Raw genomic sequence first — 23,354 nt, forward strand, 5'->3', positions numbered from 1 at the left:
TTCGCTGCATCTGCCCTGGCGAACCCATGCTCCTGCCTACAATTGCCAATCGATGACCCAGATCACCCGTTGCCCCTCCTGTGGAACCCGCTTCAAAGTGGTGGCCGATCAGCTGCGCATCTCGCAGGGCTGGGTGCGCTGTGGCATCTGCCAGAACGTCTTCGATGCCTCGCTGGACCTGCTGGAGCTGCCGGACGAGGTGCTGCAAAATGCCGCGGCACGGGGAGGCATCCCGCCGGACCGGCCGCACCGGTCGGCCCCCGCGCCAGTCCCTGCAGATGCCGCCGAAAAAAATGCGGTGGATGAATCCATGGCGCCGTCGGAGGCACCTGGCGCCCCTGAACCGGGTTTCGGCACTTTGGCGGATGCGCAGGCTGCCGCCTTGCCCGATTCCGCCGGCACGGCTGCCGAAGAAAGCATCGATGCAAAGCCCGTAACCAGGGCCGTGCCGGTGCCGGATACCCAGGAGCGCCAGCCTTCGGGTGACGAGCCCTTTCTTGAATCCTTGTTCGAGCCGTCGTTTGTCGACCAGTCCAGGCCTCTGCATGGCATCGATGGGCGGCATGTGCCTGGAGAGCAGGAGACGGCCCGGCCCGGATCGCAGCCGCCGGCATTTCCGGCACCGCCTTCCGTGCAGGACACGCCGGCTCCTGAGGCATCTTTATCCGGCCCGTCTTCTGCATGGACCGACGGCACGCCGCATGTGCGCTACCCGGACCAGGCCGGGCAGGACGACGATGACGAGCTTGGGATGCAGGCGCCTGATGAGGCCGGCACCGCGCAGGCCGAGCCCGGCTTTGTGCGCCAGGCCCGTCGCCAGGCCTTCTGGCACAGCGCGACGGTGCGCGGCGTGCTGCTGCTGGGCTGCGTGGCGGCGGCGGCCAGCCTTGCCACGCAGATGCTGTGGCAAAAGCGCGATGCGCTGGCCGTGCAATATCCGGCGCTGCAGCCGGTGCTGCGCACCATGTGCCTGGCCGCAGGCTGCAGGCTGCAGGCGCGCCGCGAGATCGGGGATGTGGTCATCAGCAGCTCGGGCTTCAGGCAGTTGCCCGGCCAGCGCCAGTATCTGTGGAGCCTGAGTCTGGAAAACCGCTCCGAGGTACCGGTGGCCACGCCCGTGGCGGAGCTGACGCTGACCGATGCGCAGGACAAGCCGCTGCTGCGTCGCGTGGTCGAGCTGGTTCCCCTGGGGGCACCAGCGCAGCTGGGCGCGCGCGAGGAATGGAGCGTCAGCGTGCCGGTGCAGGTGCAGGAACTGCCTGCGCCCGTGGCGGGCTACCGCGCCCTGGTTTTTTATCCCTAAATTTCAACAAGAAAGCGAACAACATCATGGCCGCTTTGATCTGCGGATCGCTGGCATTCGACAACATCATGACCTTCGAAGGTCGTTTTGCGGACCAGATCCTTCCCGACCAGCTGCACATCCTCAATGTGTCGTTCCTGGTGCCCACGCTGCGCCGCGACTTTGGCGGCTGCGCCGGCAACATCGCCTACAGCCTGCGCCTGCTGGGCGGCGATGCCTGGCCCATGGCCATGGTGGGCAGCGACGGTGCGGACTATGTCGGCCACTTGCAGGCGCTGGGCATCGAGACCGCGCATGTGGGCCAGCTGCAGGACACGCATACGGCCCAGTGCATGATCATGACGGACCGCGACAACAACCAGATCACGGCCTTCCACCCCGGTGCCATGATGCAGGCGCACGGGAACGTGATCACACCCGGGATGGCGGCGCAGGTCAAGGTCGGCATCATCGCACCTGATGGCCGGCAGGCCATGATCGAGCACGCGGCCCAGTTCAAGGCCGCAGGCATCCCGTTCGTCTTCGATCCGGGCCAGGGCCTGCCGATGTTCAACGGCGAAGAGCTCAAGGCCTTCATCGAACAGGCCGACTGGGTGGCGGTCAACGACTACGAAGGCAAGATGCTGTGCGAGCGCACCGGCTGGAGCCTGGACGAGATCTCGCGCAAGGTCCGCGGGCTGATCGTCACACTGGGTGCGCAAGGCTGCGAGGTCTGGGAGGACGGCCGCAGGACGGCGGTGGCATCGGTCAAGCCGGCGGCCATTGTGGATCCCACGGGCTGCGGCGACGCCTGGCGCGGAGCCCTGCTGTTCGGCCTGGAGCGCGGCTGGGATCTGGTGCGTTGCGCCGAGCTGGGCAATCGCATGGGCGCGCTGAAAATCGCCCATCGCGGCCCGCAGAACTATGTGCTGGATTTCGCGCAGCCATGAACTGATGCGCGGGACTACGGCATAAAAAAACCGGCCCTCCAGGAGGCCGGTTTTTTTATGCCCCGGGATCGGGGCATGCAGAGCCCGGGCAGGCTCAGGGCTTGTTGCCGGTAGGGAAGGGCCATGCAGCCTGAGGCGCCAGACGGGTCTGCGCGATCGGTGCAGGTGCCTCTGCAGGTGCGGGAGCGGGCGCTGCCACCTTCTTTGCAGCAGCCTTGGGAGCAGCCGCCTTCTTGGCGACCGGAGCCTTGGCAGCGGCCTTGGGCGCAGCAGCCTTCTTGGCGGGGGCAGCGGCCTTGGGTGCGGCGGCCTTCTTGGCGACCGGAGCCTTGGCGGCGGCCTTGGGCGCAGCAGCCTTCTTGGCCGGTGCGGCAGCCTTCTTGGCAGCGGTCTTGGTTGCTGCGGCCTTGGGGGCTGCAGCCTTCTTGGCGGAGGCCTTGGGAGCAGCAGCTGCAGCCTTGGCGGTTGCCGTCTTCTTCACGGCTTCAGCCTTGGGCGCGGCCGCCTTTTTTGTCGCTGCCTTTTTCTCGGTAGTGGCCTTGGCGGCCGTCTTCTTCGCAGTTGCCATCATTTTCTCCTTCGTTGATTTGCTTAAAACGCTTGGCAGTCTTTAGCTGCAAAGCGATTCAATGCGATGTGGAGTGACGCATCGCAATGAACACGAATTTGCTCCACGACCCCAACGCATTTTTTGTAGCGAGGAAGTGAAGCAAGTCATGACTCGCATTGTGCCTGCTAAGAAGCAATTAATCCCAAGAAAGTGCGCCTCCGGTCTGATACTCGATCACTCGTGTCTCAAAGAAGTTACGTTCTTTCTTCAAATCGATCATTTCGCTCATCCAGGGGAAGGGATTTTCCTCGTTGGGGAAGAGCGCTTCGAGGCCGATCTGCGTGGCGCGGCGGTTCGCGATGTAGCGCAGGTAGCCCTTGAACATCGAGGCGTTCATGCCGAGCACGCCGCGCGGCATGGTGTCTTCGGCATAGCGGTATTCGAGCTCGACGGCCTTGAGGAACAGCTCGGTGATCTCCTGCTTGAACTCGGCGGTCCACAGGTGCGGATTCTCGAGCTTGAGCTGGTTGATCAGATCGATGCCGAAATTGCAGTGCATGGACTCGTCGCGCAGGATGTACTGGTACTGCTCGGCAGCGCCGGTCATCTTGTTCTGGCGGCCCAGGGCCAGGATCTGCGTGAAGCCCACATAGAAGAACAGGCCCTCCATCAGGCAGGCGAAGACGATCAGCGACTTGAGCAGCTTCTGGTCGTTCTCGGGCGTGCCGGTCTTGAAGTCGGGGTCCATGATCGCCTCGATGAAGGGGATCAGGAATTCGTCCTTGTCGCGGATGGATTGGACTTCGTTGTAGGCGTTGAAGATCTCGCCTTCATCCAGGCCCAGCGACTCCACGATGTACTGGTAGGCGTGGGTGTGGATGGCTTCCTCGAATGCCTGGCGCAGCAGGAACTGGCGGCACTCGGGCGCCGTGATGTGGCGGTAGGTGCCCAGCACGATGTTGTTGGCGGCCAGCGAGTCGGCCGTCACGAAGAAGCCCAGGTTGCGCTTGACGATGCGGCGCTCGTCCTCGGTCAGGCCGTTGGGGTCCTTCCACAGCGCGATGTCGCGGTTCATGTTCACTTCCTGCGGCATCCAGTGGTTGGCGCAGGTGGCCAGGTACTTTTCCCAGGCCCACTTGTACTTGAACGGAACCAGCTGGTTCACGTCGGTCTTGGCATTGATGATGCGCTTGTCCGCGGCATTGACGCGGCGCTGGGTGCTGGAGGACGTGGCGGCTTCGCTGCTGGAAGCGGCTGGCGCAAAAGTATCGTCGTCGAAAGTCAGCATGTGATGTTCCTTTGAATTCAAGAAGTCAGGCGCGCCCTCAAAACCGACGCGCCCCAGGCCAGGGCCACCGCGCAAGGGCCTAGGCGGCCCCGCCGCCCCGCCGCGCTGGTGGCGTCCCCCTCCCGAAGAGAGAGGGGGAAGGCACGTAGCGCCTCAGGGGGAGCTGTTTACTGGCAAGCCTCGCAGCCCGGATCGTCGATCGCGCAGAACTTGATGTCCGTGGCCGGGGCCTGGGCGCGTGCTGCCGCGGCAGCGGCTTCCAGCGCACTCATGGCGGGCTGTGCGGCGGGCGCAGCAGGTGCGGTGGGCACGGCGTTGAGCACGCGGCTCTGGACGGTGGACTTCTCGATGTTCGTGGCGCTGGTGGTGCGCAGGTAGTACGTGGTCTTGAGGCCGCGCACCCAGGCCAGCATGTAGGTGTCGTGCAGCTTCTTGCCCGAGGCGCCGGCCATGTAGATGTTCAGGCTCTGGGCCTGGTCGATCCACTTCTGGCGGCGCGAGGCGGCTTCCACCAGCCACTGGGGCTCGACCTCGAACGCGGTGGCGTAGAGGTTCTTGATCTCCTGGGGCACGCGGTCGATGGCGCGCAGCGAGCCGTCGAAGTGCTTGAGGTCCATGACCATCACGTCGTCCCACAGGCCCAGGCGCTTGAGGTCGCGCACCAGGTACTGGTTGATGACGGTGAACTCGCCCGACAGGTTGGATTTGACCGACAGGTTGCCGAACGAGGGCTCGATCGAGGCATCCACGCCCACGATGTTGGAGATGGTGGCGGTGGGAGCGATGGCCACGCAGTTGGAGTTGCGCATGCCGTCCCTGGCGATCTTGGCGCGCAGCGCATCCCAGTCCAGCTGGGCCGAGCGGTCCACTTCCACATAGCCGCCGCGGGCCTTTTCCAGCAGCTTCAGGGTGTCGGGAGGCAGGATGCCCTGGTCCCACAGCGAGCCCTTGAAGCTGGAGTAGGTGCCGCGCTCCTTGGCCAGCTCGGTCGATGCCCAGTAGGCGTAGTAGCAGATGGCTTCCATGGACTGGTCGGCGAACTCCACGGCGCCCTGGCTGGCGTAGGCAGTGCGCATTTCATACAGCGCATCCTGGAAGCCCATCAGGCCCAGGCCCACGGGGCGGTGGCGCAGGTTGGAGTCGCGCGCCTTGTTCACGGCGTAGTAGTTGATGTCGATCACGTTGTCCAGCATGCGCATGGCCGTGTTCACGGTCTTGCGCAGCTTGTCGTGGTCCAGCATCTTGACGGCGACGCCGTTGGCATCCACGCCTTCCTTGATGTGGCGCGACAGGTTGACCGAGCCCAGGTTGCAGACCGCGGTTTCGGTGTCGCTGGTGTTGAGCGTGATCTCGGTGCACAGGTTGGACGAGTGCACCACGCCCACGTGCTGCTGGGGCGAGCGGATGTTGCAGGGGTCCTTGAACGTGATCCAGGGGTGGCCGGTCTCGAACAGCATCGAGAGCATCTTGCGCCACATGTCCACGGCCGGCACGCGCTTGAACAGCTTGAGCTCGCCGCTTTCGGTCTTGGCTTCGTAGGCGGTGTAGGCCTTCTCGAAGGCTTCGCCGTAGAGGTCGTGCAGGTCGGGGCAGTCCGCGGGCGAGAACAGGGTCCACTGGCCCTTTTCCATCACGCGCTTCATGAACAGGTCGGGAATCCAGTTGGCCGTGTTCATGTCGTGCGTGCGGCGGCGGTCGTCGCCGGTGTTCTTGCGCAGCTCGAGGAATTCCTCGATGTCCAGGTGCCAGGTTTCCAGGTACGTGCAGACCGCGCCCTTGCGCTTGCCGCCCTGGTTCACGGCCACGGCCGTGTCGTTGACCACCTTGAGGAAAGGCACCACGCCCTGCGATTCGCCGTTCGTGCCCTTGATGCGCGAGCCCAGTGCGCGCACGCGCGTCCAGTCGTTGCCCAGGCCGCCCGCGAACTTGGACAGCAGCGCGTTTTCCTTGATCGATTCGTAGATGCCGTCCAGGTCGTCGGGCACGGTGGTCAGGTAGCAGGACGACAGCTGCGAGCGCAGCGTGCCGCTGTTGAACAGCGTGGGCGTGGACGACATGAAGTCGAACGAGGACAGCAGTTCGTAGAACTCGATGGCGCGCGCATTGCGGTCGTCCTCATTGAGCGCCAGGCCCATGGCCACGCGCATGAAGAAGGACTGGGGCAGCTCGATGCGCGTCTTCTTGACGTGCAGGAAGTAGCGGTCGTACAGCGTCTGCAGACCCAGGTAGTCGAACTGCTGGTCGCGTTCGGCCTTGAGTGCCGCGCCCAGGCGGGGCAGGTCGAAGTTCAGCAGTTCGGGGTTGAGCAGCTCGTTGTCCACGCCCTTGCGGATGAAGCCGGGAAAGTATTCGGCATAGGCGGCCTGCATCTCGGCGGGCTGCACGTCGCGCTGCAGCACTTCGCGCACGATGGTGTGCAGCAGCAGGCGGGCCGTGACGTAGGTGTAGTCGGGATCCTTCTCGATCAGCGTGCGGGCGGCCAGGATGGCGGCCTTGTAGACCTCGGCCAGGGGCACGCCGTCGTACAGGTTGCGCAGCGTCTCGGCCACGATGGGGGCGGACTGGATGTCGGCATTGAGGTTGAGGCAGGCCGATTCGATCAGCGCCTGCAGGCGCTGCTGGTCCAGCGGCACGCGCTGGCCGTTGTCGGTCACATGCAGCGTGGGCGCGGGCTTGGCCGCGGCCGCGGCGGCAGCGGCCTCGGCGGCCTTCTTCTGCTCGGCGCGCTCCTGGTTGCGGCGGTCGCGGTACAGCACATAGGCGCGGGCCACATCGTGGTGGCCGCCGCGCATCAGGCCCAGTTCCACCTGGTCCTGGATGTCCTCGATGTGGAATGTGCCGCCTTCGGGGCGCGAGCGCAGCAGGGCGCGCACCACGCCCTCGGTCAGCTCGTTGACCATGTCGCGCACGCTGGCGGAAGCCGCGCCCTGGGCGCCGCGCACGGCCAGGAAAGCCTTGGTCAGCGCCACGGCAATCTTCTGGGGGGCAAAGGAGACCACGTCGCCGCTGCGGCGGATGACCTGGTAGTTGTCGGTCTGGGAGGAAGGGGTGGCTGCGCCGGATTGCGCGGCAGAAGACAGGGAATTCAGCGCTTCTTGCATAAGTTTCCTCTTCGGTCGGATGTGGATAAGGCAGACAGGGGCCTGCACAGGCGGCAGGCATCGAACAAACGGAATCGGCGCTCCGGTCTACACATGGTTTGCACAGGGTGTGCACAACTTGTAAACACTAGATGTAGCGTTTCGGGCGCTTTGGAACACTACCGGTAGTGTATCGCCGTTGAATCCGCGTAACCTGCTGAAACTACCAAACCGCTGTTTCGGACAGCCTCTTGACAGCCGGAACGGGCACCGCGCAGCGGCGCGCAAAATGCCGCAAACGACGTGCTGGCGCGCTTTGCCGCCCCGGCCCCGAAGCCTGGAACAGTTTGTAAAAAATCTGCGGTGTGGCGAAGAACACAACGGCAGGCCGGCCGGCATTGACAGTGGCAAGCCAAAGGCCTTTCTGCCGAGCGGGGACCGAAAGCACCCAGGGCGCGCCGGCCGCGCGCAGTCGTGCATTCAAATCAGGAGCAGTCCGCGCCGGTTGTCTGTGGATTACAGGGCCAAACCATTTGGGAATCATGGCTGGGCGGGCGATGCCAGCTCCTGGTCTGGGAGCGGCCGGCTGCCGCACGGCTTGCATCGCCCCGGGAACTCAAGGCGCAGTCCTTCAGTCCTGCCGCGGGGGAAGCTGCCAGCCGGCCGTTGTTGCATCGGCGGCCAGCTGCGCGTGCAGGTTCTGCCAGTCGAAGCCCGGCCCCGGGTCCTGCTTGCGGCCCGGCGCGATATGTTCGTGGCCGGCGATGTAGCGCACCGGGTACCGCCGGCCTATGGCCCGGCACAGCTCGGCCAGGGCCGCGTATTGCGGCGCGTCGAACTGCAGGCCTTCGAGGCCTTCGAGCTCGATGCCGATGGAGTCGTCGTTGCAGCGTTCGCGTCCGCGCCACTGCGAGACGCCGGCATGCCAGGCGCGGTCGTCGCAGCTCACGAACTGCCAGACCTCGCCTGCGCGCGTGATGAAGAAGTGCGAGGACACCTCCAGCCCGCGTATCCCCTGGTAGTAGGGGTGCGCGTCCCAGTCGAGCCGGTTGGTGAACAGCTGCTGCACGGCGCCCGTGCCGTACTCGCCGGGCGGCAGGCTGATGGAATGCACGACCACCAGGTCGATGAGCGCGCCATCGGGCCGCGGGCCGAAATTGGGCGAGGGCAGGTGCCTGGCCGTGCGCAGCCAGCCCTGCTGCCAGAGGTCGGGGTATGGAGAGGCGGCCATCTCAGTGCTCCGGCTCTGTCCGGGCAGCGTCCCCGGGCAACTGAATGCCCAGGCGTTCGATGCGGTAGCGGATCTGGCGCAGGCTGATGCCCAGGCGCGCGGCCGTGGCCGTGCGGTTGAAGCCGTTGTCCTGCAGCGCGCGGATCAGGATGGCGCGCTCCTGCTCGTCGAGCCAGGCCTGCAGGTCCGCCGGCACGGCCGTGCCCGCTTCGGCCGGGGGCACGGTCTCTGCGGGCGGCGGCGGAGGGGGTGTCAGCGAGATGGCGGCGGCTGCGGGCGGCCGGCTTTGCGGGGCGGACGGCGGCCAGGGCGCATGGGCGGCGGCCGCCAGGGTCTCGGCCGGGATGCGCAGTGGCCCGCCGTCGCCCAGCGCGATCGCGCGGTGCAGCACGTTCTCGAGCTCGCGCACATTGCCGGGCAGCGGCAGCTGGGCGATCTGCGCGATGCTGGTTGCGTCGAGCATGGGCTCGTGCAGGCCCGACTCGCGGGCCAGCTTGTGCAGCAGCGCGCGGCACAGCTCGGGCAAGTCGTCGCGGCGCTCGCGCAGCGGCGGCAGGGTGACCTCGATCACGTTGAGGCGGTAGTACAGGTCCTGGCGAAAGCGCCCGGCCTGCACATCGGCCGCCAGGTCGCGGTGGGTGGCGCTGACGATGCGCACGTCCACGGCCTCTTCCTGGGTGCTGCCCAGCGGGCGGATCCTGCGCTCCTGGATGGCGCGCAGCAGCTTGGCCTGCATGGCCAGCGGCAGGTCGCCGATCTCGTCGAGGAACAGCGTGCCGCCCTGGGCCGCCTGGAAATAGCCGGGCCGGTCCTGCGTGGCGCCGGTGTACGAGCCCTTGCGCGCGCCGAAGAATTCGGCCTCCAGCAGGTTCTCGGGAATGGCGCCGCAGTTGACGGCGACCAGCGGCCCCTGGGCGCGCTGGCTGCAGGCATGCAGGGCGCGCGCCACGAGTTCCTTGCCGGTGCCCGATTCCCCGTGCACCAGCACCGGCGCCATGCCCTTGGCCACCTTGGCGATGCGCTGCTTGACCGACTGCATGACGGCCGAAGTGCCCACCAGCATGTCCAGCGCGGCATGGCCCTGCTCGGGCAGGCCGGTGGTCAGGATGGGGCTGGCATCGGCCGAGGCCGGTGCGGCGGCAGCTGCGCTGCCCATTCCCTGGACGGCCGAGGCCACCACCTGCCGGAACTGCTTGAGGTCCACGGGCTTGGTCAGGTAGTCGAAGGCGCCGGCGCGCAGCGCGCCCACGGCGTTCTCGGCCGAGCCGTAGGCCGTGATCACGATGCAGCGCTCGCGGCGCTGCTGCTCGCGCAGCTGCTGCAGGATCTCCAGGCCCATGCCGTCGGGCAGGCGCATGTCGGAGATCACCACGTCGAAGCGGCACGAGCGCAGCAGCTCGTGCGCCTCCTGCACGCAGGAGGCGGTTTCCACGCGGTAGCCTTCGCGCAGCAGGCTCAGCTCGTAGAGCGTGCGCAGATCGGGTTCGTCGTCGACCACGAGAATGGAGGCGGTGGGCAAGGAGGTCACGGGTCTACACCACAATCGAATCAAACAGGGAGGCGGCGGCCGGTGCGCCCGCGCTGCTGCGGAATATCACCGTGAACGCATTGCCCTCCACCATGCCGCGCGCCGTCGGGCGCGCCAGGCGCTGGTAGCCGATGCTGGCGCCGTAGCGCTCGCACAGCTCGCGGCATATGTACAGGCCCAGGCCGCTGGAGCGGCTCTGGGAGGAGAAAAAGGGCTCGAACAGGTGCCGCTGGACGCTGGACTCCAGCGGTGCACCGTCGCTCCAGACCTGCAACCAGGGCTGGTTGCCGGTCATGGCCGAGCCCTGGCTGGTGATCACCTGCAGGCTGGCGGCATCCTGCGTGCCGCTGCGGTGGCGCTGGGCATTGTCCAGCAGATTGACGAGGATGCGGCGCAGATGCTCCTCGTCGAAGACGATGGTGTGCCGCGCGGCATCCAGATGCAGCTGCAGGCCGCGCAGCGGGGCGGCCTGGGCCTGCCATTCGCCGCAGCACAGCGCCGTGTGGTGGTCCAGCGCCAGGGCCTGGCCCATGGCCTGGGGCCCGTCCTGCTGCACGCGCGCGATGTTGAGGATTTCCTCGGCGATGCGCGCCAGGCGGTCCGCGTTCTGGCCCACGATGCGGCACAGCTGCTGCTGGCCCGGGTGCTGGTTCAGGTCTTCGGACAGCAGGGCATTGGCCTGGGCAATGGCGGCCAGCGGATTGCGGATCTCATGCGCCACGGCGGCCGACATGCGGCCCATGGCGGCCAGCTTCTCGGTACGCAGCCGGGCCTCCATCTCGCGCAGATCGTGCAGAAACATCACGCACAGCGAATACGGTGCGCCCGGCGTCTGCCGGGAATCCGTGTCGGGCGCGGAAACCTCGGTGATGCGCGTGCGCAGATGCAGGCCCGTGGGTCCCTGCGGCCCGTCCACCGGCAGATGGAGGGTGGTGGACAGCGGCTTGACATGGGTGAAGCTGGCGACCACCGCCTCCTTGAGCGGTTCCCAGGCAGGCCTGGACGCCAGCGAGAAGCTCTGTGCATGGTCGGGCGGCAGGCCCAGCAGCTGCAGCGCCGCCGGGTTGACCTGCTGCACCTGCAGGCTGGGGTCGACCACCAGCACGCCGTCGGACAGACTGTCGATCACCAGCGTGTTGACCTGCTCCTGCGTCTGGGTGCGCAGGCGGTTGTACAGGGCCAGCGCGCGCTCGCGCCGCACGCGGCGGGCCAGCTCGTGGGTCAGGTAGGCCACGCCGAAATAGCCGGCGCAGGCAAAGGCCGTCTGGTAATAGGCCTGGGCGCCGCCGCCGGCAGCCGTCGTGTTCTGCCAGGACACCAGGATCAGCATCAATATGGTGACGCTGGCCGTGGTGCCGAAGGCCAGCGCCAGGCTGCCCAGCGCCGCCGAGATCAGGATGGGAATGGCCAGCAGCGCCGTGTAGTTCAGCGAGCCGGCCTGCAGCACCTGCAGCAGAAAGATGGCCGCGATGTCCACGCCGATGACGGGCAGCCATTGCAATCCGGCGCGCGGCGCCGGCAGATGCCGGCCCGCCGTCCAGCGCAGCACCAGGGTCAGTGCCAGATAGCCCAGGCACACGGCCCAGACCAGCGGCGTGACCGTGGCCTGCAGCCGTATGCCCGAGACCTGCAGCAGCACCAGCGCTGCGGCCAGCAGCACGCGCCCCGTCAGAAAGGCCTGCCACAGCCGCACGAACGGCGCGTTCAGCGTGGCATTGGCCTGGCGCGAGATCGTGACATCCAGCGGTATCACGGTCTGCGACCAGGAGGGCAGGGAGTCCTTCATGGCATCAGCGCGGCGCAAATGCGTCCCGGTGCTCGGCGCAGCAGAAGTATTGGCCGCGGGCGGCCGGCGAGGCCAGCGCATCGGCGCGCGGCAGGTGCAGGCCGCAGGTGGCGCAGGCCACCATGTCCTGCGGCGGTGCGATGGTGCGGCCGGGGCGGCCGTCGCCTTGCGCGCGCGCGGCCATCCGCGCGCGGCGGTTGCGGCGCCAGATATGGATGGCCACGGCGACCACCAGCAGAACCAGCAGGTATTTCATTGGGGCTGACACAAACAGGAAGGCAGAAAAAGCATGTCCGCAGGGGAAATGCCTTGCCGGGGCGGCACCGGTGCAAGCTCCGTCATGCGGCCCGCCCCAGCAGCACTTCCATCACGAAGCGCGAGCCCGCGTAGGCCAGCAGCAGCAGGATGGCGCCCGCATACAGCACGCGCACGGCGCTCTGGCCGCGCCAGCCGAAGCGTTCGCGCCCGACCAGGAGTACGGCAAAGGTGAGCCAGGACAGCAGCGAGAACACCGATTTGTGGTTCCATACCCAGGCCTTGCCGTAGAGCTGCTCGCCGAACAGCCAGCCGGCGGCCAGCGTGGCGGTCAGCAGAGCGAAGCCGGCGCCCACGAAGCGGAAGGTCAGCCGCTCCAGCGTCAGCAGCGGCAGGCCGCCGTCCTGGCTGCCGCCATGGCGCATCTGGCGCTCGGCGCGGTTCATGAGCGCCGCGTGCACCACCGCCGCGGCAAACAGGCCGTAGGAGGCGATGCCCAGGGCCAGGTGCAGCGGCAGCCACGGGGAGGCATCGACATGCAGCGGCGTGCCCGGGAACAGCGCGGCCAGCAGCACGGCCATGCTGCCCAGTGCGGCCAGCAGCAGGCGCGAGCGCAGCTGGGGATACAGCTGCTGCTCCACGGCATACACCGTGAGCACCAGCCAGGCGGTGATGGACAGCGCCGGCGCAAAGCCGAAGCGCGGCATCTCGCCCAGCCAGGCCCAGGCCAGCGTCAGCGCGTGCAGCGCCCAGGCCAGCCGCAGGCAGATCCGGGCGCCGGCCTCCTGCATGCGGCGCGCGGCCAGTGCGGGAATGGCATAGGCAATGGCTGCCGCAATGGTCAGGGCCCAGCCCACGGGGCTGGTACCGGCAGCGGAAAAAGGCAGGGAGAGCATGTTCTCTATGATAAGTCCCCGCCTTCGGGGCTAACTGCGGAGATGCCGGCTTTTGCCCCGGCTTTGCGGGCGCTGCCGGCATGCTGCAAGCCGCAGGCGGGCCTGCATGCGGACCGCCATCCCTGCAGGGCGGGAATGGGTGCAGCGGGTAAAATACCCGCTTTCAGGCCGGATGCCTGGCGCGGCCATGATTCGCGCCGGTCCGGCCCCGCACCCGGTGCGGCGGCTGCCGCCGGCGCCGGCCGGGCAGGCGGCTGCGCCTGCGCATATACAACCCTTCAACGTTCCCGCTTATGGCCTCCGCTCTGACCGAAAAACTCTCGCGCCTCGTCAAGGAGATGCGCGGCCAGGCCCGCATCACCGAATCCAACGTGCAGGACATGCTGCGCGAGGTGCGCATGGCCCTGCTCGAGGCCGACGTGGCCCTGCCCGTGGTGCGCGACTTCATCGCCCGCGTCAAGGAAAAGGCGCTGGGCCATGAAGTGCTGGGCTCGCTGCAGCCCGGCCAGGTGCTGGTGTCCATCGTCAACAAGGAACTCGCTGCCACCATGGGCGAGGGCGTGGCCGACATCAACCTCAATGCCCAGCCGCCGGCCGTCATCCTGATGGCCGGCCTGCAGGGCGCGGGCAAGACCACGACCACGGCCAAGCTGGCCAAGCACCTGGTCGAAAAGCGCAAGAAGAAGGTGCTCACGGTCTCGGGCGACGTGTACCGCCCCGCGGCCATCGAGCAGCTCAAGACCGTGACGGCCCAGGCCGGCGCCGAGTGGTTCCCGTCCACGCCCGACCAGAAGCCCCACGACATCGCCGTGGCGGCAATCGACTACGCGAAGAAGCACTTCTTCGACGTGCTGCTGGTGGACACGGCCGGCCGCCTGGCCATCGACGAGCTGCTGATGGCCGAAATCAAGGACCTGCACGCCACGCTCAAGCCCGTCGAAACCCTGTTCGTGGTCGATGCCATGCAGGGCCAGGACGCGGTCAACACGGCCAAGGCCTTCAAGGAAGCGCTGCCGCTGACCGGCATTGTCCTGACCAAGCTCGACGGCGACTCGCGCGGCGGCGCCGCGCTGTCGGTGCGCCAGATCACGGGCGCGCCCATCAAGTTCGCGGGCGTTTCGGAAAAGATCGACGGCCTGGAGGTCTTCGATGCCAATCGCCATGCGCAGCGCGTGCTGGGCATGGGCGACATCGTGGCCCTGGTCGAGCAGGTCACCAAGGGCGTGGACATGGAAGCCGCGCAGAAGATGGCCGAGAAGCTCAAGAGCGGCGACGGCTTCGACCTCAACGACTTCCTGGCCCAGCTGCAGCAGATGAAGCAGATGGGTGGCCTTTCGACGCTGATGGACAAGCTGCCCGCCGAACTCGCGGGCAAGGCCGGCCAGGTGGACATGGACAAGGCCGAGCGCGAGATCAAGCGCAAGGAAGGCATCATCTGCTCGATGACGCTCAAGGAACGCAAGAACCCCGCCATCATCAAGGCCACGCGCAAGAAGCGCATCGCCGACGGCGCCGGCGTGCAGGTGCAGGAAGTCAACCGCCTGCTCAAGGAGTTCGAGCAGATGCAGGGCATGATGAAGAAGTTCAAAGGCGGCGGCCTGATGAAGATGATGAAGAAGATGGGCGGCATGAAAGCCATGAAGGGCATGATGGGCGGCGGCATGCCCAAGCTGCCGTTCTGATCGGCCCCGGGCCTTTGCGGCTCCCATCCAGCGCTCTCTTGCAGAGCGCTTTTTTCATGCCGGTGCTGTCTGAAAAGTGAGCGGATAGCGCTGGCAGGCATTGGCTTTTGCAGCGATTTCACCGCAGATGCGACGGTTGCGTGGCGCGGGCAGCTCACTTTTTTGTAAAGATCGGCCGCGAAGACTGGAGCCGGGCGCCGGTTTCTGAGAACATCCATCCCCATGAAAGTACAAGCCTGGACTTCCATGGACGGCGCGGCCCGGCCCGCGGACCGAAGCCGGCGCCATTGCGCGCTGATGCTGGCCGGCTCGCTGGTGGCGGCGCTGGCCGGCTGCTCCTCGGCGCCCAGAAGCCGTCCGGGGCCGGGCGCCCCGGGCGGTTCCGTCCGCCCGGTGGCCGCCCTGAACCTGGCCGAGGACCTGCGCGAGGCGCTGCTGGCACGCACCATGCTGGTGGTCAATACGCCCTATACCTATGGCGGCAATTCGCCCGAGGGGGGCTTCGACTGCAGCGGCCTGATCCAGTGGGCCGTGGGCGGCATCACCGCGGCGCGCCTGCCGCGCACCACCTCCCAATGGGCGCAGGTCAGCAATCCCGTCGACGGGCGGGACCTGCAGCGCGGCGACTTCGTGTTCTTCAACACCCTGGGCGGGCGCTATTCGCACATGGGCATTTTTGTCGGCAACGGCCAGTTCGTGCACGCGCCGTCCAGCGGCGGCACGGTGCAACGCGTGCGCATGGACAACGTCTATTTCGCCAGGCGCTTTACCGAGGCGCGCAGCATCTTTGCCTGATACGGTGCAGGTAAAACAACCCAGGGACTGCTTGCCGTTCCTTGGTTTTTGATAGCGGCTTACGCTTCCGGTGCCATGGGGGCCAGGGCATGCCTGTGCAGTGGATAGAGGCCGTGCCGGCGGCGCCGGGACTCGCCCCGGCTGGCGGCCTATTCTTCTTGCTGCGCGGCAAGAAGGGAATTCGGCGGCCGCGCCGAGCCCCGGCCTCTGCTGCTAGCCTCTGTTGCTAGCTGCATAGCACTAAGCTAGGTTGCAGCCGCGTGGGCAGGCAGGGCCTGCGCCGGTGCATCCGACGCATCCAGCACCAGGCGCCAGTCCATGGCATGCCAAGGATGCCGGGGATCGGCCACCCATTGCGCCACTTCCTCCTCGCCGACGGCCTTGCCCAGCACATCGGCGCGGCCCTGGGCGATCCATTGCCGGCGGCCCCGGGCATAGGCGGTGCCGAACTCCAGCCAGCTGCCAAAGCATTGCTGGGCGCGGCGGGCGTTGAGCAGCAGCACCTGCTTGTGCAGGTCCTCCTGCAGCCAGCTGAGCAGAAAGGCGCAGCGCACATAGAAGGCCGCACGCGCGCAGGCAAAGGCCATGGCGGCGCGTGGATCGTCGCCGGGGTGGAGCTTTTGCAGGTCCTGCATGAACCAGCGCTGGCGCAGCAGATCGGGCAGCTGCCTGGCGATGCTGGCATCGTCCAGGTCGGTGCGCATGCCCAGGTGGTGCAGCACCATGGGACGCAGCTGGGCCGCGAGGGTCTCATCGGCGCCCGAGAGATGGCTGTCCGCAAAGCCGCCCTGGATGCTGTGGAAGGCCATGGGGTGGGCCAGGGCCAGCGCCCAGTTCAGGGCATCGTTGCCTGTGCTGTAGCTGGAGACATCGCCACGGTGCCGGGCTTCCTTGACCCTGCGCCAGCTCCTGCGCACGATCCAGAACAGACCCAGCAGGGCCAGCAAGCCGAGCAGCCAGTGGATGCGTCCCAGCACATAGACCAGCGCCCAGGGCAGTGCCAGGAAGAAGAGCTTGCGGATCATGGTGCGGCTGTCCTCGCGCGGCGTCTGGCCAGGTCCAGCGCCTGATGCAGCGCAGCGCTCTTGGGCATGCGGTCGATGACGGCAGCTTCCACGCTGTCCTTGCGCGCCGCCACCATCCATTGCATGAAGGGCGAGCACAGGTCCAGCTGCGGCAGCAGCAACGGATGCTGCGTCAGCAGCCACAGCTGCTCGGCCTCGGTACGCATCTCGGCCACGGCGCACCAGGGGGCCGTTTCCCGGCCGGCCAGCAGGTGGTCGGGACGGCGCACAATGCCCATGGCCAGCGCGTCGGGCGGCACTTCGCTGTTGAGCGGCAGGTGATTGAGCAGGGCCACCACGTCGGGCACGTAGCGCGCGATCGGCGGCCGGTTCTGCTTGCCCTTGATCTGCTCGACCTGCAGGCTGCCGTCCTTTTGCACAAAGGCATTGACGGTGATGCGCGGCTGGGCCTGCCCCGTGCGGTAGCTGAACAGCCGCATGCGGCCTGCTTCGCAGGCCTCGGCGTAGTGCTCGCCGTAGCCGCCGGAAAGGCTTCTGGCGTCGGCAAACTGGCCCACGCAGTGGCCCATCATCCGGCTTTCATAGGCCATTTCCTGGCGCAGCCGGGGGCTCTTGCCGTCGAACTCCACGAAAGTGCCCAGCTGGCCGCGCAGCAGGCCGTGCACGGCGTCCGGCGCATGCTCGACCCAGCCGCTGGCGCGCTTTTTCTCGAAGGCCAGATGCTCCAGCGTCCAGCGCGCCAGGGCCTGGGGGCAGTTCACGCGCTGCAGCTTGCCTTCCAGCGATGTGCCCTTGCGCGTGGACAGGAATTCGACCAGCCGTGCTTCCAGCGCCAGCACCGCCGGCGCGTCGGGGTCCACCCACCAGAGCTCGGGCAGGTCGAAGCCGCGGGACTTCTTTTCCAGGCGCTCCAGCGCCCAGGCCGGCGCGGGCTCGCGGCCCAGCAGGGCCTGCAGTGCCGCTGCATCGGCAATGCGCTGCACGGTGGGCGTGGCGGCATCCGCGTCGGCCTGCACATTGCCGACCACATGGCGGTAGAAATGGTTGCCCAGCCAGGCCGCGATTTCGGGCGCGTCGCCGCGCTGCTCGCTGCGTTCGCGGATGCGCGCCTTGATCCGGGGCGCATTGACCACGTCGCGTGCCTTGTAGGCATTGGCCGCGGCCGGCGGGCCGGCACGCGGGGCCTGCCGCGCTTCGGTACCGGAAAGTATCTGGCTCACCAGAATTTCCACCAGGGTTTGTCGCCCGATGCCGCCTGTTGCGGCTGCAGGCCCTGTGCCTCGGTCAGCTTGCGCTCGGCCTTTTCCAGGCCGTCCTGCGACATGCGGGCTTCGGCTTCGTTGTCGTTGCCCAGCGCGAAACTGCGCTTGGCGTTGCGGCCCAGGTAGGTCGCGGACTCGCGGTGCAGGGCCACGGCTTCTTCGAGGTGCTCTGGGTAGGCCTCGAGCGCGCCGGCCAGGCGCCGCAGCGGATAGCTGTCCTGCAGGGCGCGCACTTCTTCCTGGTGGGCGCGCAGGCGCGGCAGCACCAGCTCGGGCCGGAAGACCGAGAAGAAGTCCAGCAGCGACATCATGGTGGCCAGATAGTCGCGGCGCTCCTGGCGCTGCTCGTCTTCATCGAGTTCGTCATACCACTCGTCCAGGCGCTCGAGCCAGATGCTGATCTCGTCGCCGCGGTCGAGCTTGTACAGCGACAGCGCGACGGTAGGGAAGTAGCGCGGCGGTTCATGGCGGCTGTAGCCGTGCTCCCGTGCGAAGTGCCACAGCTGCTCGGCTTCGGCAATGATGCCGGCGTCGTCGTCGCGGCCGTTCGCGCACCACCACAGGCCGTCATGGTGTTCGGCGAACGGGCTGCTGGCCAGGCCCTTGCGGTGCAGGGCCTCGGCCTCGTCCCAGCGCTCGGCGTTGCGGTACTTGATGGCCAGGTTGTTGCACAGCATGGAATACACATGCAGGTCGGCATCCTTGTAGCGGCCCTGGCCCGTGGCCCAGAAGTGCTCGAAGCGCGCCAGGCCTTCCTCGTAGTAGCGCACGACCAGCGGCTCGCGCACCTCGTCGGACGGCACCTTCTTTTTGCCGCCCATCAGGGGCGCCAGGTCGTCCGCGTCGTCCAGCACCACGCCGGCCGCATAGCACCAGTGGCCGCCATGGGCTTCGGGGAAGGGACGGGCCAGGGCCTCCTCCAGCGGCAAGGCCGCAAAGCGCGCGGCCCAGAGAGTGGGCAGCTTGTCGCTGTCGGCCCACTCGGGATGGCGACCCACCGATTGCTCCAGCAGCGGCAGGGCCTGCGCCATCTGGCGCTTGGCAGCCAGGCGCATGCCTTCGATCAGCGCCAGCACGGGGTGGTCGGGAGTGCCGGTGCGCACGCGCTCCAGATAGTGTGTGGCCGGCTGGGGCGGCATGTCCTCCTGTGCCAGCAGCTGGCGCATGTCTTCGTCGATCTGTGCCCAGGCGAGGATCAGCGCCCAGGTGTCGGCATGGGCCGCGTCCTGGTCCACCAGCTCCAGCGCCAGCCGGTAGCCGGCCTCGGCCGAGCCGGGGCGCGAGTGGATCACGCTTTCGAGCGCGATGGCCGCGGCCTCGTCCAGGCGGCCGGCCTCGCGCAGCCAGTACATCACGCGCGCGGAGAACGGGTCGCCGGAGTCGTCGGTCAGGCCGAAGCGTCCCTGGGGGGCAAGCTGCAGCGCGGCCTCGCGCTGGCCCATCTGGTCGCAGGCCAGCGCCTGCAGGCGCGCGATCTTGACCTTCCGGTGGGCTTTGACCGCCTGCGACGGTGCCGGATCCTCGGTGCGCGCCAGGTACTGCTCGCAGGCCATGAACAGCGCAGGAATGCTCTGCGGCGCCAGCTCCAGGATGCGGTAGCCCAGGTAGATCCAGCGCTCGAAGTCGGCGGACTGGTCGGCGCCGGCATCGCGCAGCGTGTTGATCGCGGCCTGGACATGGCGCACGGCCGCGTTCGATGCCTCGGCAGGATCGCGCTTGCATGCAATCTCGGCCCGGCGCACGCAGGCCATGGCATCGCCGAACGCATGCTCTGCGGCCTGTTCGGGATCGGTTTTCTCGTGGGCGCGGCGCAGGTCCAAGCCTTGCTCGGCGATATCCCAGGCCTGGGCGCCGTCGGCCAGCGATTCCCAGCCCATCCAGTACATCTCGGCGTCCACATGCTCGGGCAGTTGGGCGATCTGCCGGGCCGCGGGCAGCAGCAGTTGCTGCGCGCCTGCGCGGTCGAAACGCAGGCGGCTCTGGATGTCGCTGAGCGCCAGGCGCACGGCGCTTTCGGCACGGCTTTCGGCATCCTCGGCCTGCAGCGCTGCCTCGGCATGGGCCTGCAGCAGCGCATTGGCCTGTTCGGGGCGGTTCAGCATGAACCAGAAATCGTGCAGGCGCTCCAGCTCCGCCACGCTGGCCGGGGCAAAGCTTTGCTGTTCCATCAGTTCGATGGCGGCCGCAGCGCGGTCCTGCTGGTTGATGGTGCTGCGGCCGTCGCCAGCCGGCTGTTCATCGTCGCCGTGGAGCAGTTCCTGAACCTGGTCTAGAAAAGCATGCAGGGCATCGCCCTGCAGCGCTGCGGCGTCGCGTGTTGAATTCATGGATCCTCGACAGAAAGCGGGCCTGGGCCCCGAAAAGTTTCAGATCCTAGCCGCAGCGCATGACGGTGCTTGACAGACAGCTGCGCTTTTTGCGCCGGGCCGACGTGGCCTCAGGGGGGCCGAAACGGGCTCAGGCCGCGAGCGCGCGGCGGTTCCACGGCATTTTCATGAGCAGGCGCGCCAGGCCGCAAAAGCCGGTCACGCCGGCAAACACCAGGCCGCAGCCCACGAAGCCCGGCAGCAGATAGAACCAGGGCGAGACCGCGGTGCCCAGGGCCGTGCCGACGGCCACGAGGGCGCCCGCGGCAATCTGCACCTGGCGCTGCAGCTCCAGCGGGCGCGAGGCATCGCGCCGCACGGGCAGGCCGGCCTGCTTCCAGCCGTCGAGCCCGCCTTCGAGCACATAGGCCTGGCCGCTGGTGCAGGCGGCCAGTGACGGAGCATTGAGCCGGGTGCGCTGGCCCGAGCGGCAGTGGAAGATCAGGTCCTGGCCCTGCAGCGCGGGCGCGGCCGAAGGCAGCTGGTCCATGGGAATGCTGCGCGCGGCGGCGATGTGCTCGCGTGCATGCTCGTCGGCCGGGCGGATGTCGACCAGAAGGGCGCTGCCTTGGTTCATCAGGGCCTGGGCGGCCTGGGGGGAAAGGGATTTGATCGTCATGGCGTTCCTGTCTTTCAGGGGCAGAAGATGTCCTTGAGCGTGGCAATCAGCCTGGCCACGTCGGGGTTGGCAATGCGGTAGTACAGGGTCTGGGCCTCGCGCCGGTAGGCCACCAGCCCTTCGTCGCGCATGCGCGCCAGATGCTGGGACAGGGCCGAGGGACTCAGCGCCACCTGCTCCAGCAGTGCGCCCACGGTCATTTCTTCGTGGGCCAGCAGCAGGCACAGCACCAGCAGCCGGTGCTCGTTGCCCACGGAGCGCAGCAGGGCGGCGGCCTGGGCCGCGCCTTCCTGCATGAATCTTTGCTGAGCTTCTCGGTCTTGCGGAGCCTGGTGTTGGGACATGGTTAATTTAGAAAAATCTAATTTAGTGTATTCTAAATAAACAAAGCCATTCCGGCATTGCCGATATGAATTGCCGACATGACCGATACCGCTTCCGCTTCTTCATCGCCGCGCATCCAGGCCTTCTTCGACGAGGCCACGTTCACGGTCACATACCTGGTGTCCGACCCGGGCAGCGGCGAGGCCGCCGTCATCGACCCCGTGCTGGACTACGACCACCGCAGCGGCCGGGTTTCCGCGGCCTCGGCCGACCGCGTGCTGCAGGCCATTGCAGGACAGGGACTGGCGCTGCGCTGGATCCTGGAGACCCACGCCCACGCCGACCACCTGAGCGCCGCGCCCTACCTCAAGGCGCGCACGGGGGCGCCGGTGGCCATCGGCGAACATATCCGCGAGGTGCAGGCCATCTTCGCGCCCGTGTTCCATGCCCTGGACGTGGCGGGCGACGGTCGCGAGTTCGATCGCCTGCTGCGCGACGGCGAGGTGCTGGCGCTGGGCGCGCTGCAGATCCAGGTGCTGCACACGCCAGGCCATACGCCGGCCTGCGTGTCCTACCGCGTGGGCGATGCGGTGTTCGTGGGCGACACGCTGTTCATGCCCGACTACGGCACGGCGCGGGCGGATTTTCCGGGCGGCAGCGCGCGCCAGCTCTACCGCTCCATACGGCGGCTGCTGGCGCTGCCCCCGGAAACGCGGCTCTTCCTGTGCCACGACTATCTGGCGCCGGGGCGCGAGGCCTATGCCTGGGAAACCACGGTGGCCGCGCAGCGCGCGCGCAATGTGCATGTGCACGAGGGCGTGGACGAGGACGCCTTCGTCGCGCTGCGCGAAAAGCGCGACGCCACGCTGGCCGCGCCTGCGCTGCTGCTGCCCTCGGTGCAGGTCAACATGCGCGCGGGACGGCTGCCGCCGGCCGAGGCCGACGGCATGTCCTATCTGAGGATTCCGGTGCGCCTTCCCCCGGGCATGGTGAAAATCTAGAAGGCGGCGGCGCCGGGGGGATCAGCCCCGGGTCACGACCTCGCCGCGCAGCGTATAGGCCATGGCCTCGGTGATCTTCACGTCGACGAGCTGGCCGATGAGCCGCTCGTTGCCGGGGAAGTTGACCACGCGGTTGCACTCGGTGCGGCCCATCAGCTCGCCGTTGCCGCGTTTGGAATGGCCTTCCACCAGCAGGCGCTGCACCGTGCCCACGCGCTCCTCGCTGATCTCCCTGATGTTGTGGTTGATCACGGCCTGCAGCTCCTGCAGGCGGCGCAGCTTGACCTCGTGCGGCGTGTCGTCGTGCAGGTTGGCGGCGGGCGTGCCGGGGCGGGGGCTGAAGATGAAGCTGAAGCTGTTGTCGAAGCGCACGTCTGCAATGAGCTTCATCATCTTCTGGAAGTCTTCCTCGGTCTCGCCGGGAAAGCCCACGATGAAGTCGCTGCTCATGGCCAGCTCGGGCCGGATGGCGCGCAGCTTGCGGATGGTGCTCTTGTACTCCATGGCCGTGTAGCCGCGCTTCATGGCCATCAGGATCTTGTCCGAGCCGTGCTGCACGGGCAGGTGCAGGTGGCTGACCAGCTTGGGGATCTTCGCGTAGGCCTCGATCAGGCGCGGCGTGAACTCGTTGGGGTGGCTGGTGGTGTAGCGGATGCGCTCGATGCCGGGGATCTCGGCCACGTACTCGAGCAGTAGCGCGAAGTCGGCCAGCTCGGCGGTGTCGCCCATCCTGCCCAGGTAGGCGTTCACGTTCTGGCCCAGCAGCGTGACTTCCTTCACGCCCTGGTCGGCCAGGCCGGCGACCTCGACCAGCACGTCCTCGAACGGGCGGCTGACTTCTTCGCCGCGCGTATAGGGCACGACGCAGTAGCTGCAGTACTTGGAGCAGCCTTCCATGATGGAGACGAAGGCCGAGGCGCCTTCCACGCGCGCGGGCGGCAGGTGGTCGAACTTCTCGATCTCGGGGAAGCTGATGTCCACCTGCGGCCTGGCCTTGGCGGCGCGGGCATTGAGCAGGTCGGGCAGGCGGTGCAGGGTCTGCGGGCCGAAGACCACGTCCACGTAGGGCGCGCGCTTGATGATTTCCTCGCCCTCCTGGCTGGCCACGCAGCCGCCCACGCCGATGAGCACGCCTTTTTCCTTCAGGTGCTTGAAGCGGCCGAGGTCGGAGAACACCTTCTCCTGCGCCTTCTCGCGCACCGAGCAGGTGTTGAACAGGATAAGGTCGGCCTGCTCCGGATCGTCGGTGGACTCGTAGCCCTGGGCCGCGCCCAGCACGTCGGCCATCTTGTCCGAGTCGTACTCGTTCATCTGGCAGCCGAAGGTTTTGATGAAGACTTTCTTGCTCATGGGGAACACTCGTTCTGTGACGGGCCCGCCGCGGCGGCAGGCTCAAAAGCCATAGCTGTTGGCGCAAGCATGGCCTTGGGTTGA

General features: G+C 67.3%; 19 protein-coding genes. 5 read left to right on the plus strand and 14 right to left on the minus strand.

What is annotated here, in order from left to right; genetic code table 11:
- Positions 1-52 precede the first annotated feature (52 nt).
- Together V8Z74_RS11560 and V8Z74_RS11565 are read left to right on the plus strand one after the other, a co-directional pair.
- Entirely contained in the window at positions 53-1,303 is a 1,251-nt protein-coding gene (locus V8Z74_RS11560) for a DUF3426 domain-containing protein (RefSeq protein WP_349709366.1), read from the plus strand.
- A gap of 26 nt (positions 1,304-1,329) precedes the next feature.
- Positions 1,330-2,232 carry a carbohydrate kinase family protein gene (locus V8Z74_RS11565; RefSeq protein WP_349709367.1) on the plus strand — a complete coding sequence of 301 codons (903 nt, stop codon included), beginning with the start codon at positions 1,330-1,332 and terminating at the stop codon, positions 2,230-2,232.
- Positions 2,233-2,326: 94 nt separating this feature from the next.
- On the opposite strand, the gene V8Z74_RS11570 is transcribed toward V8Z74_RS11565, so the two are convergent.
- The 8 genes from V8Z74_RS11570 to V8Z74_RS11605 form a co-directional block, all read right to left on the minus strand.
- Positions 2,327-2,800 (minus strand): histone, encoded by a 474-nt coding sequence (locus V8Z74_RS11570; protein WP_349709368.1) that lies wholly within the window; start codon positions 2,798-2,800, stop codon positions 2,327-2,329.
- A 178-nt stretch (positions 2,801-2,978) separates the two neighbouring features.
- Positions 2,979-4,070, minus strand: coding sequence for a ribonucleotide-diphosphate reductase subunit beta (locus V8Z74_RS11575; RefSeq protein WP_066477192.1), 1,092 nt, complete (start codon positions 4,068-4,070; stop codon positions 2,979-2,981).
- 167 nt (positions 4,071-4,237) lie between these two features.
- Positions 4,238-7,171 (minus strand): ribonucleoside-diphosphate reductase subunit alpha, encoded by a 2,934-nt coding sequence (locus tag V8Z74_RS11580; RefSeq protein ID WP_349709369.1) that lies wholly within the window; start codon positions 7,169-7,171, stop codon positions 4,238-4,240.
- A gap of 610 nt (positions 7,172-7,781) precedes the next feature.
- The gene (gene ampD, locus V8Z74_RS11585) at positions 7,782-8,381 is read right to left on the minus strand and encodes a 1,6-anhydro-N-acetylmuramyl-L-alanine amidase AmpD (protein ID WP_349709370.1); all 600 of its coding nucleotides are present in this window, start codon (positions 8,379-8,381) and stop codon (positions 7,782-7,784) included.
- A gap of 1 nt (position 8,382) precedes the next feature.
- Positions 8,383-9,879 (minus strand): sigma-54-dependent transcriptional regulator, encoded by a 1,497-nt coding sequence (locus V8Z74_RS11590; RefSeq protein ID WP_349709446.1) that lies wholly within the window; start codon positions 9,877-9,879, stop codon positions 8,383-8,385.
- A gap of 34 nt (positions 9,880-9,913) precedes the next feature.
- Positions 9,914-11,695, minus strand: coding sequence for a sensor histidine kinase (locus V8Z74_RS11595; RefSeq protein ID WP_066477202.1), 1,782 nt, complete (start codon positions 11,693-11,695; stop codon positions 9,914-9,916).
- Positions 11,696-11,699: 4 nt separating this feature from the next.
- Complete coding sequence (locus V8Z74_RS11600; protein WP_066477205.1) at positions 11,700-11,951, minus strand: PP0621 family protein; 252 nt, start codon at positions 11,949-11,951, stop codon at positions 11,700-11,702.
- Positions 11,952-12,033: 82 nt separating this feature from the next.
- Entirely contained in the window at positions 12,034-12,846 is an 813-nt protein-coding gene (locus V8Z74_RS11605) for a cytochrome C assembly family protein (protein WP_066477213.1), read from the minus strand.
- Between the two features lie 293 nt (positions 12,847-13,139).
- On the opposite strand from V8Z74_RS11605, the gene ffh reads away from it, so the two are divergent.
- Positions 13,140-14,528: a signal recognition particle protein gene (gene ffh / locus V8Z74_RS11610; protein WP_349709371.1), complete on the plus strand. Its 1,389-nt coding sequence runs from the start codon at positions 13,140-13,142 to the stop codon at positions 14,526-14,528.
- Positions 14,529-14,750: 222 nt separating this feature from the next.
- Entirely contained in the window at positions 14,751-15,323 is a 573-nt protein-coding gene (locus V8Z74_RS11615) for a C40 family peptidase (protein ID WP_349709372.1), read from the plus strand.
- Between the two features lie 245 nt (positions 15,324-15,568).
- On the opposite strand, the gene V8Z74_RS11620 is transcribed toward V8Z74_RS11615, so the two are convergent.
- From V8Z74_RS11620 to V8Z74_RS11640, 5 genes are all read right to left on the minus strand, one after another.
- The gene (locus tag V8Z74_RS11620) at positions 15,569-16,348 is read right to left on the minus strand and encodes a DUF1266 domain-containing protein (protein ID WP_349709373.1); all 780 of its coding nucleotides are present in this window, start codon (positions 16,346-16,348) and stop codon (positions 15,569-15,571) included.
- On the minus strand, positions 16,345-17,568 hold the full coding sequence (locus V8Z74_RS11625; RefSeq protein ID WP_349709374.1) for a hypothetical protein: 1,224 nt from the start codon (positions 17,566-17,568) through the stop codon (positions 16,345-16,347). Before V8Z74_RS11625 ends, V8Z74_RS11620 begins: the two co-directional genes overlap by 4 nt.
- Positions 17,565-19,937, minus strand: a complete 2,373-nt coding sequence (locus V8Z74_RS11630; protein ID WP_349709375.1) for a hypothetical protein — start codon at positions 19,935-19,937, stop codon at positions 17,565-17,567. Before V8Z74_RS11630 ends, V8Z74_RS11625 begins: the two co-directional genes overlap by 4 nt.
- A 130-nt stretch (positions 19,938-20,067) precedes the next feature.
- Positions 20,068-20,595, minus strand: a complete 528-nt coding sequence (locus V8Z74_RS11635) for a rhodanese family protein (protein ID WP_349709376.1) — start codon at positions 20,593-20,595, stop codon at positions 20,068-20,070.
- Between the two features lie 14 nt (positions 20,596-20,609).
- Positions 20,610-20,891, minus strand: a complete 282-nt coding sequence (locus tag V8Z74_RS11640; protein ID WP_349709377.1) for an ArsR/SmtB family transcription factor — start codon at positions 20,889-20,891, stop codon at positions 20,610-20,612.
- 126 nt (positions 20,892-21,017) lie between these two features.
- On the opposite strand from V8Z74_RS11640, the gene V8Z74_RS11645 reads away from it, so the two are divergent.
- Positions 21,018-21,920 (plus strand): MBL fold metallo-hydrolase, encoded by a 903-nt coding sequence (locus tag V8Z74_RS11645; protein ID WP_349709378.1) that lies wholly within the window; start codon positions 21,018-21,020, stop codon positions 21,918-21,920.
- 21 nt (positions 21,921-21,941) lie between these two features.
- Here V8Z74_RS11645 and miaB read toward each other — a convergent pair whose 3' ends face one another.
- Entirely contained in the window at positions 21,942-23,270 is a 1,329-nt protein-coding gene (miaB, locus tag V8Z74_RS11650; RefSeq protein WP_349709379.1) for a tRNA (N6-isopentenyl adenosine(37)-C2)-methylthiotransferase MiaB, read from the minus strand.
- Between the last annotated feature and the right edge of the window lie 84 nt (positions 23,271-23,354).

Source organism: Comamonas sp. w2-DMI (assembly GCF_040187735.1).
Classification (GTDB): domain Bacteria; phylum Pseudomonadota; class Gammaproteobacteria; order Burkholderiales; family Burkholderiaceae_C; genus Comamonas; species Comamonas terrae.

Excerpts from the sequence above, each read along its gene's own strand:
- V8Z74_RS11615 (WP_349709372.1), top strand. The coding sequence starts at position 14,751 with ATGAAAGTACAAGCCTGGACTTCCATGGACGGCGCGGCCCGGCCCGCG.
- V8Z74_RS11600 (WP_066477205.1), bottom strand. The coding sequence starts at position 11,951 with ATGAAATACCTGCTGGTTCTGCTGGTGGTCGCCGTGGCCATCCATATC.
- V8Z74_RS11605 (WP_066477213.1), bottom strand. The coding sequence starts at position 12,846 with ATGCTCTCCCTGCCTTTTTCCGCTGCCGGTACCAGCCCCGTGGGCTGG.
- V8Z74_RS11580 (WP_349709369.1), bottom strand. The coding sequence starts at position 7,171 with ATGCAAGAAGCGCTGAATTCCCTGTCTTCTGCCGCGCAATCCGGCGCA.
- V8Z74_RS11645 (WP_349709378.1), top strand. The coding sequence starts at position 21,018 with ATGACCGATACCGCTTCCGCTTCTTCATCGCCGCGCATCCAGGCCTTC.
- V8Z74_RS11570 (WP_349709368.1), bottom strand. The coding sequence starts at position 2,800 with ATGGCAACTGCGAAGAAGACGGCCGCCAAGGCCACTACCGAGAAAAAG.
- miaB (WP_349709379.1), bottom strand. The coding sequence starts at position 23,270 with ATGAGCAAGAAAGTCTTCATCAAAACCTTCGGCTGCCAGATGAACGAG.
- V8Z74_RS11640 (WP_349709377.1), bottom strand. The coding sequence starts at position 20,891 with ATGCAGGAAGGCGCGGCCCAGGCCGCCGCCCTGCTGCGCTCCGTGGGC.
- V8Z74_RS11560 (WP_349709366.1), top strand. The coding sequence starts at position 53 with ATGACCCAGATCACCCGTTGCCCCTCCTGTGGAACCCGCTTCAAAGTG.
- V8Z74_RS11595 (WP_066477202.1), bottom strand. The coding sequence starts at position 11,695 with ATGAAGGACTCCCTGCCCTCCTGGTCGCAGACCGTGATACCGCTGGAT.
- V8Z74_RS11635 (WP_349709376.1), bottom strand. The coding sequence starts at position 20,595 with ATGACGATCAAATCCCTTTCCCCCCAGGCCGCCCAGGCCCTGATGAAC.
- ampD (WP_349709370.1), bottom strand. The coding sequence starts at position 8,381 with ATGGCCGCCTCTCCATACCCCGACCTCTGGCAGCAGGGCTGGCTGCGC.
- V8Z74_RS11565 (WP_349709367.1), top strand. The coding sequence starts at position 1,330 with ATGGCCGCTTTGATCTGCGGATCGCTGGCATTCGACAACATCATGACC.
- V8Z74_RS11575 (WP_066477192.1), bottom strand. The coding sequence starts at position 4,070 with ATGCTGACTTTCGACGACGATACTTTTGCGCCAGCCGCTTCCAGCAGC.
- V8Z74_RS11630 (WP_349709375.1), bottom strand. The coding sequence starts at position 19,937 with ATGAATTCAACACGCGACGCCGCAGCGCTGCAGGGCGATGCCCTGCAT.
- V8Z74_RS11620 (WP_349709373.1), bottom strand. The coding sequence starts at position 16,348 with ATGATCCGCAAGCTCTTCTTCCTGGCACTGCCCTGGGCGCTGGTCTAT.
- ffh (WP_349709371.1), top strand. The coding sequence starts at position 13,140 with ATGGCCTCCGCTCTGACCGAAAAACTCTCGCGCCTCGTCAAGGAGATG.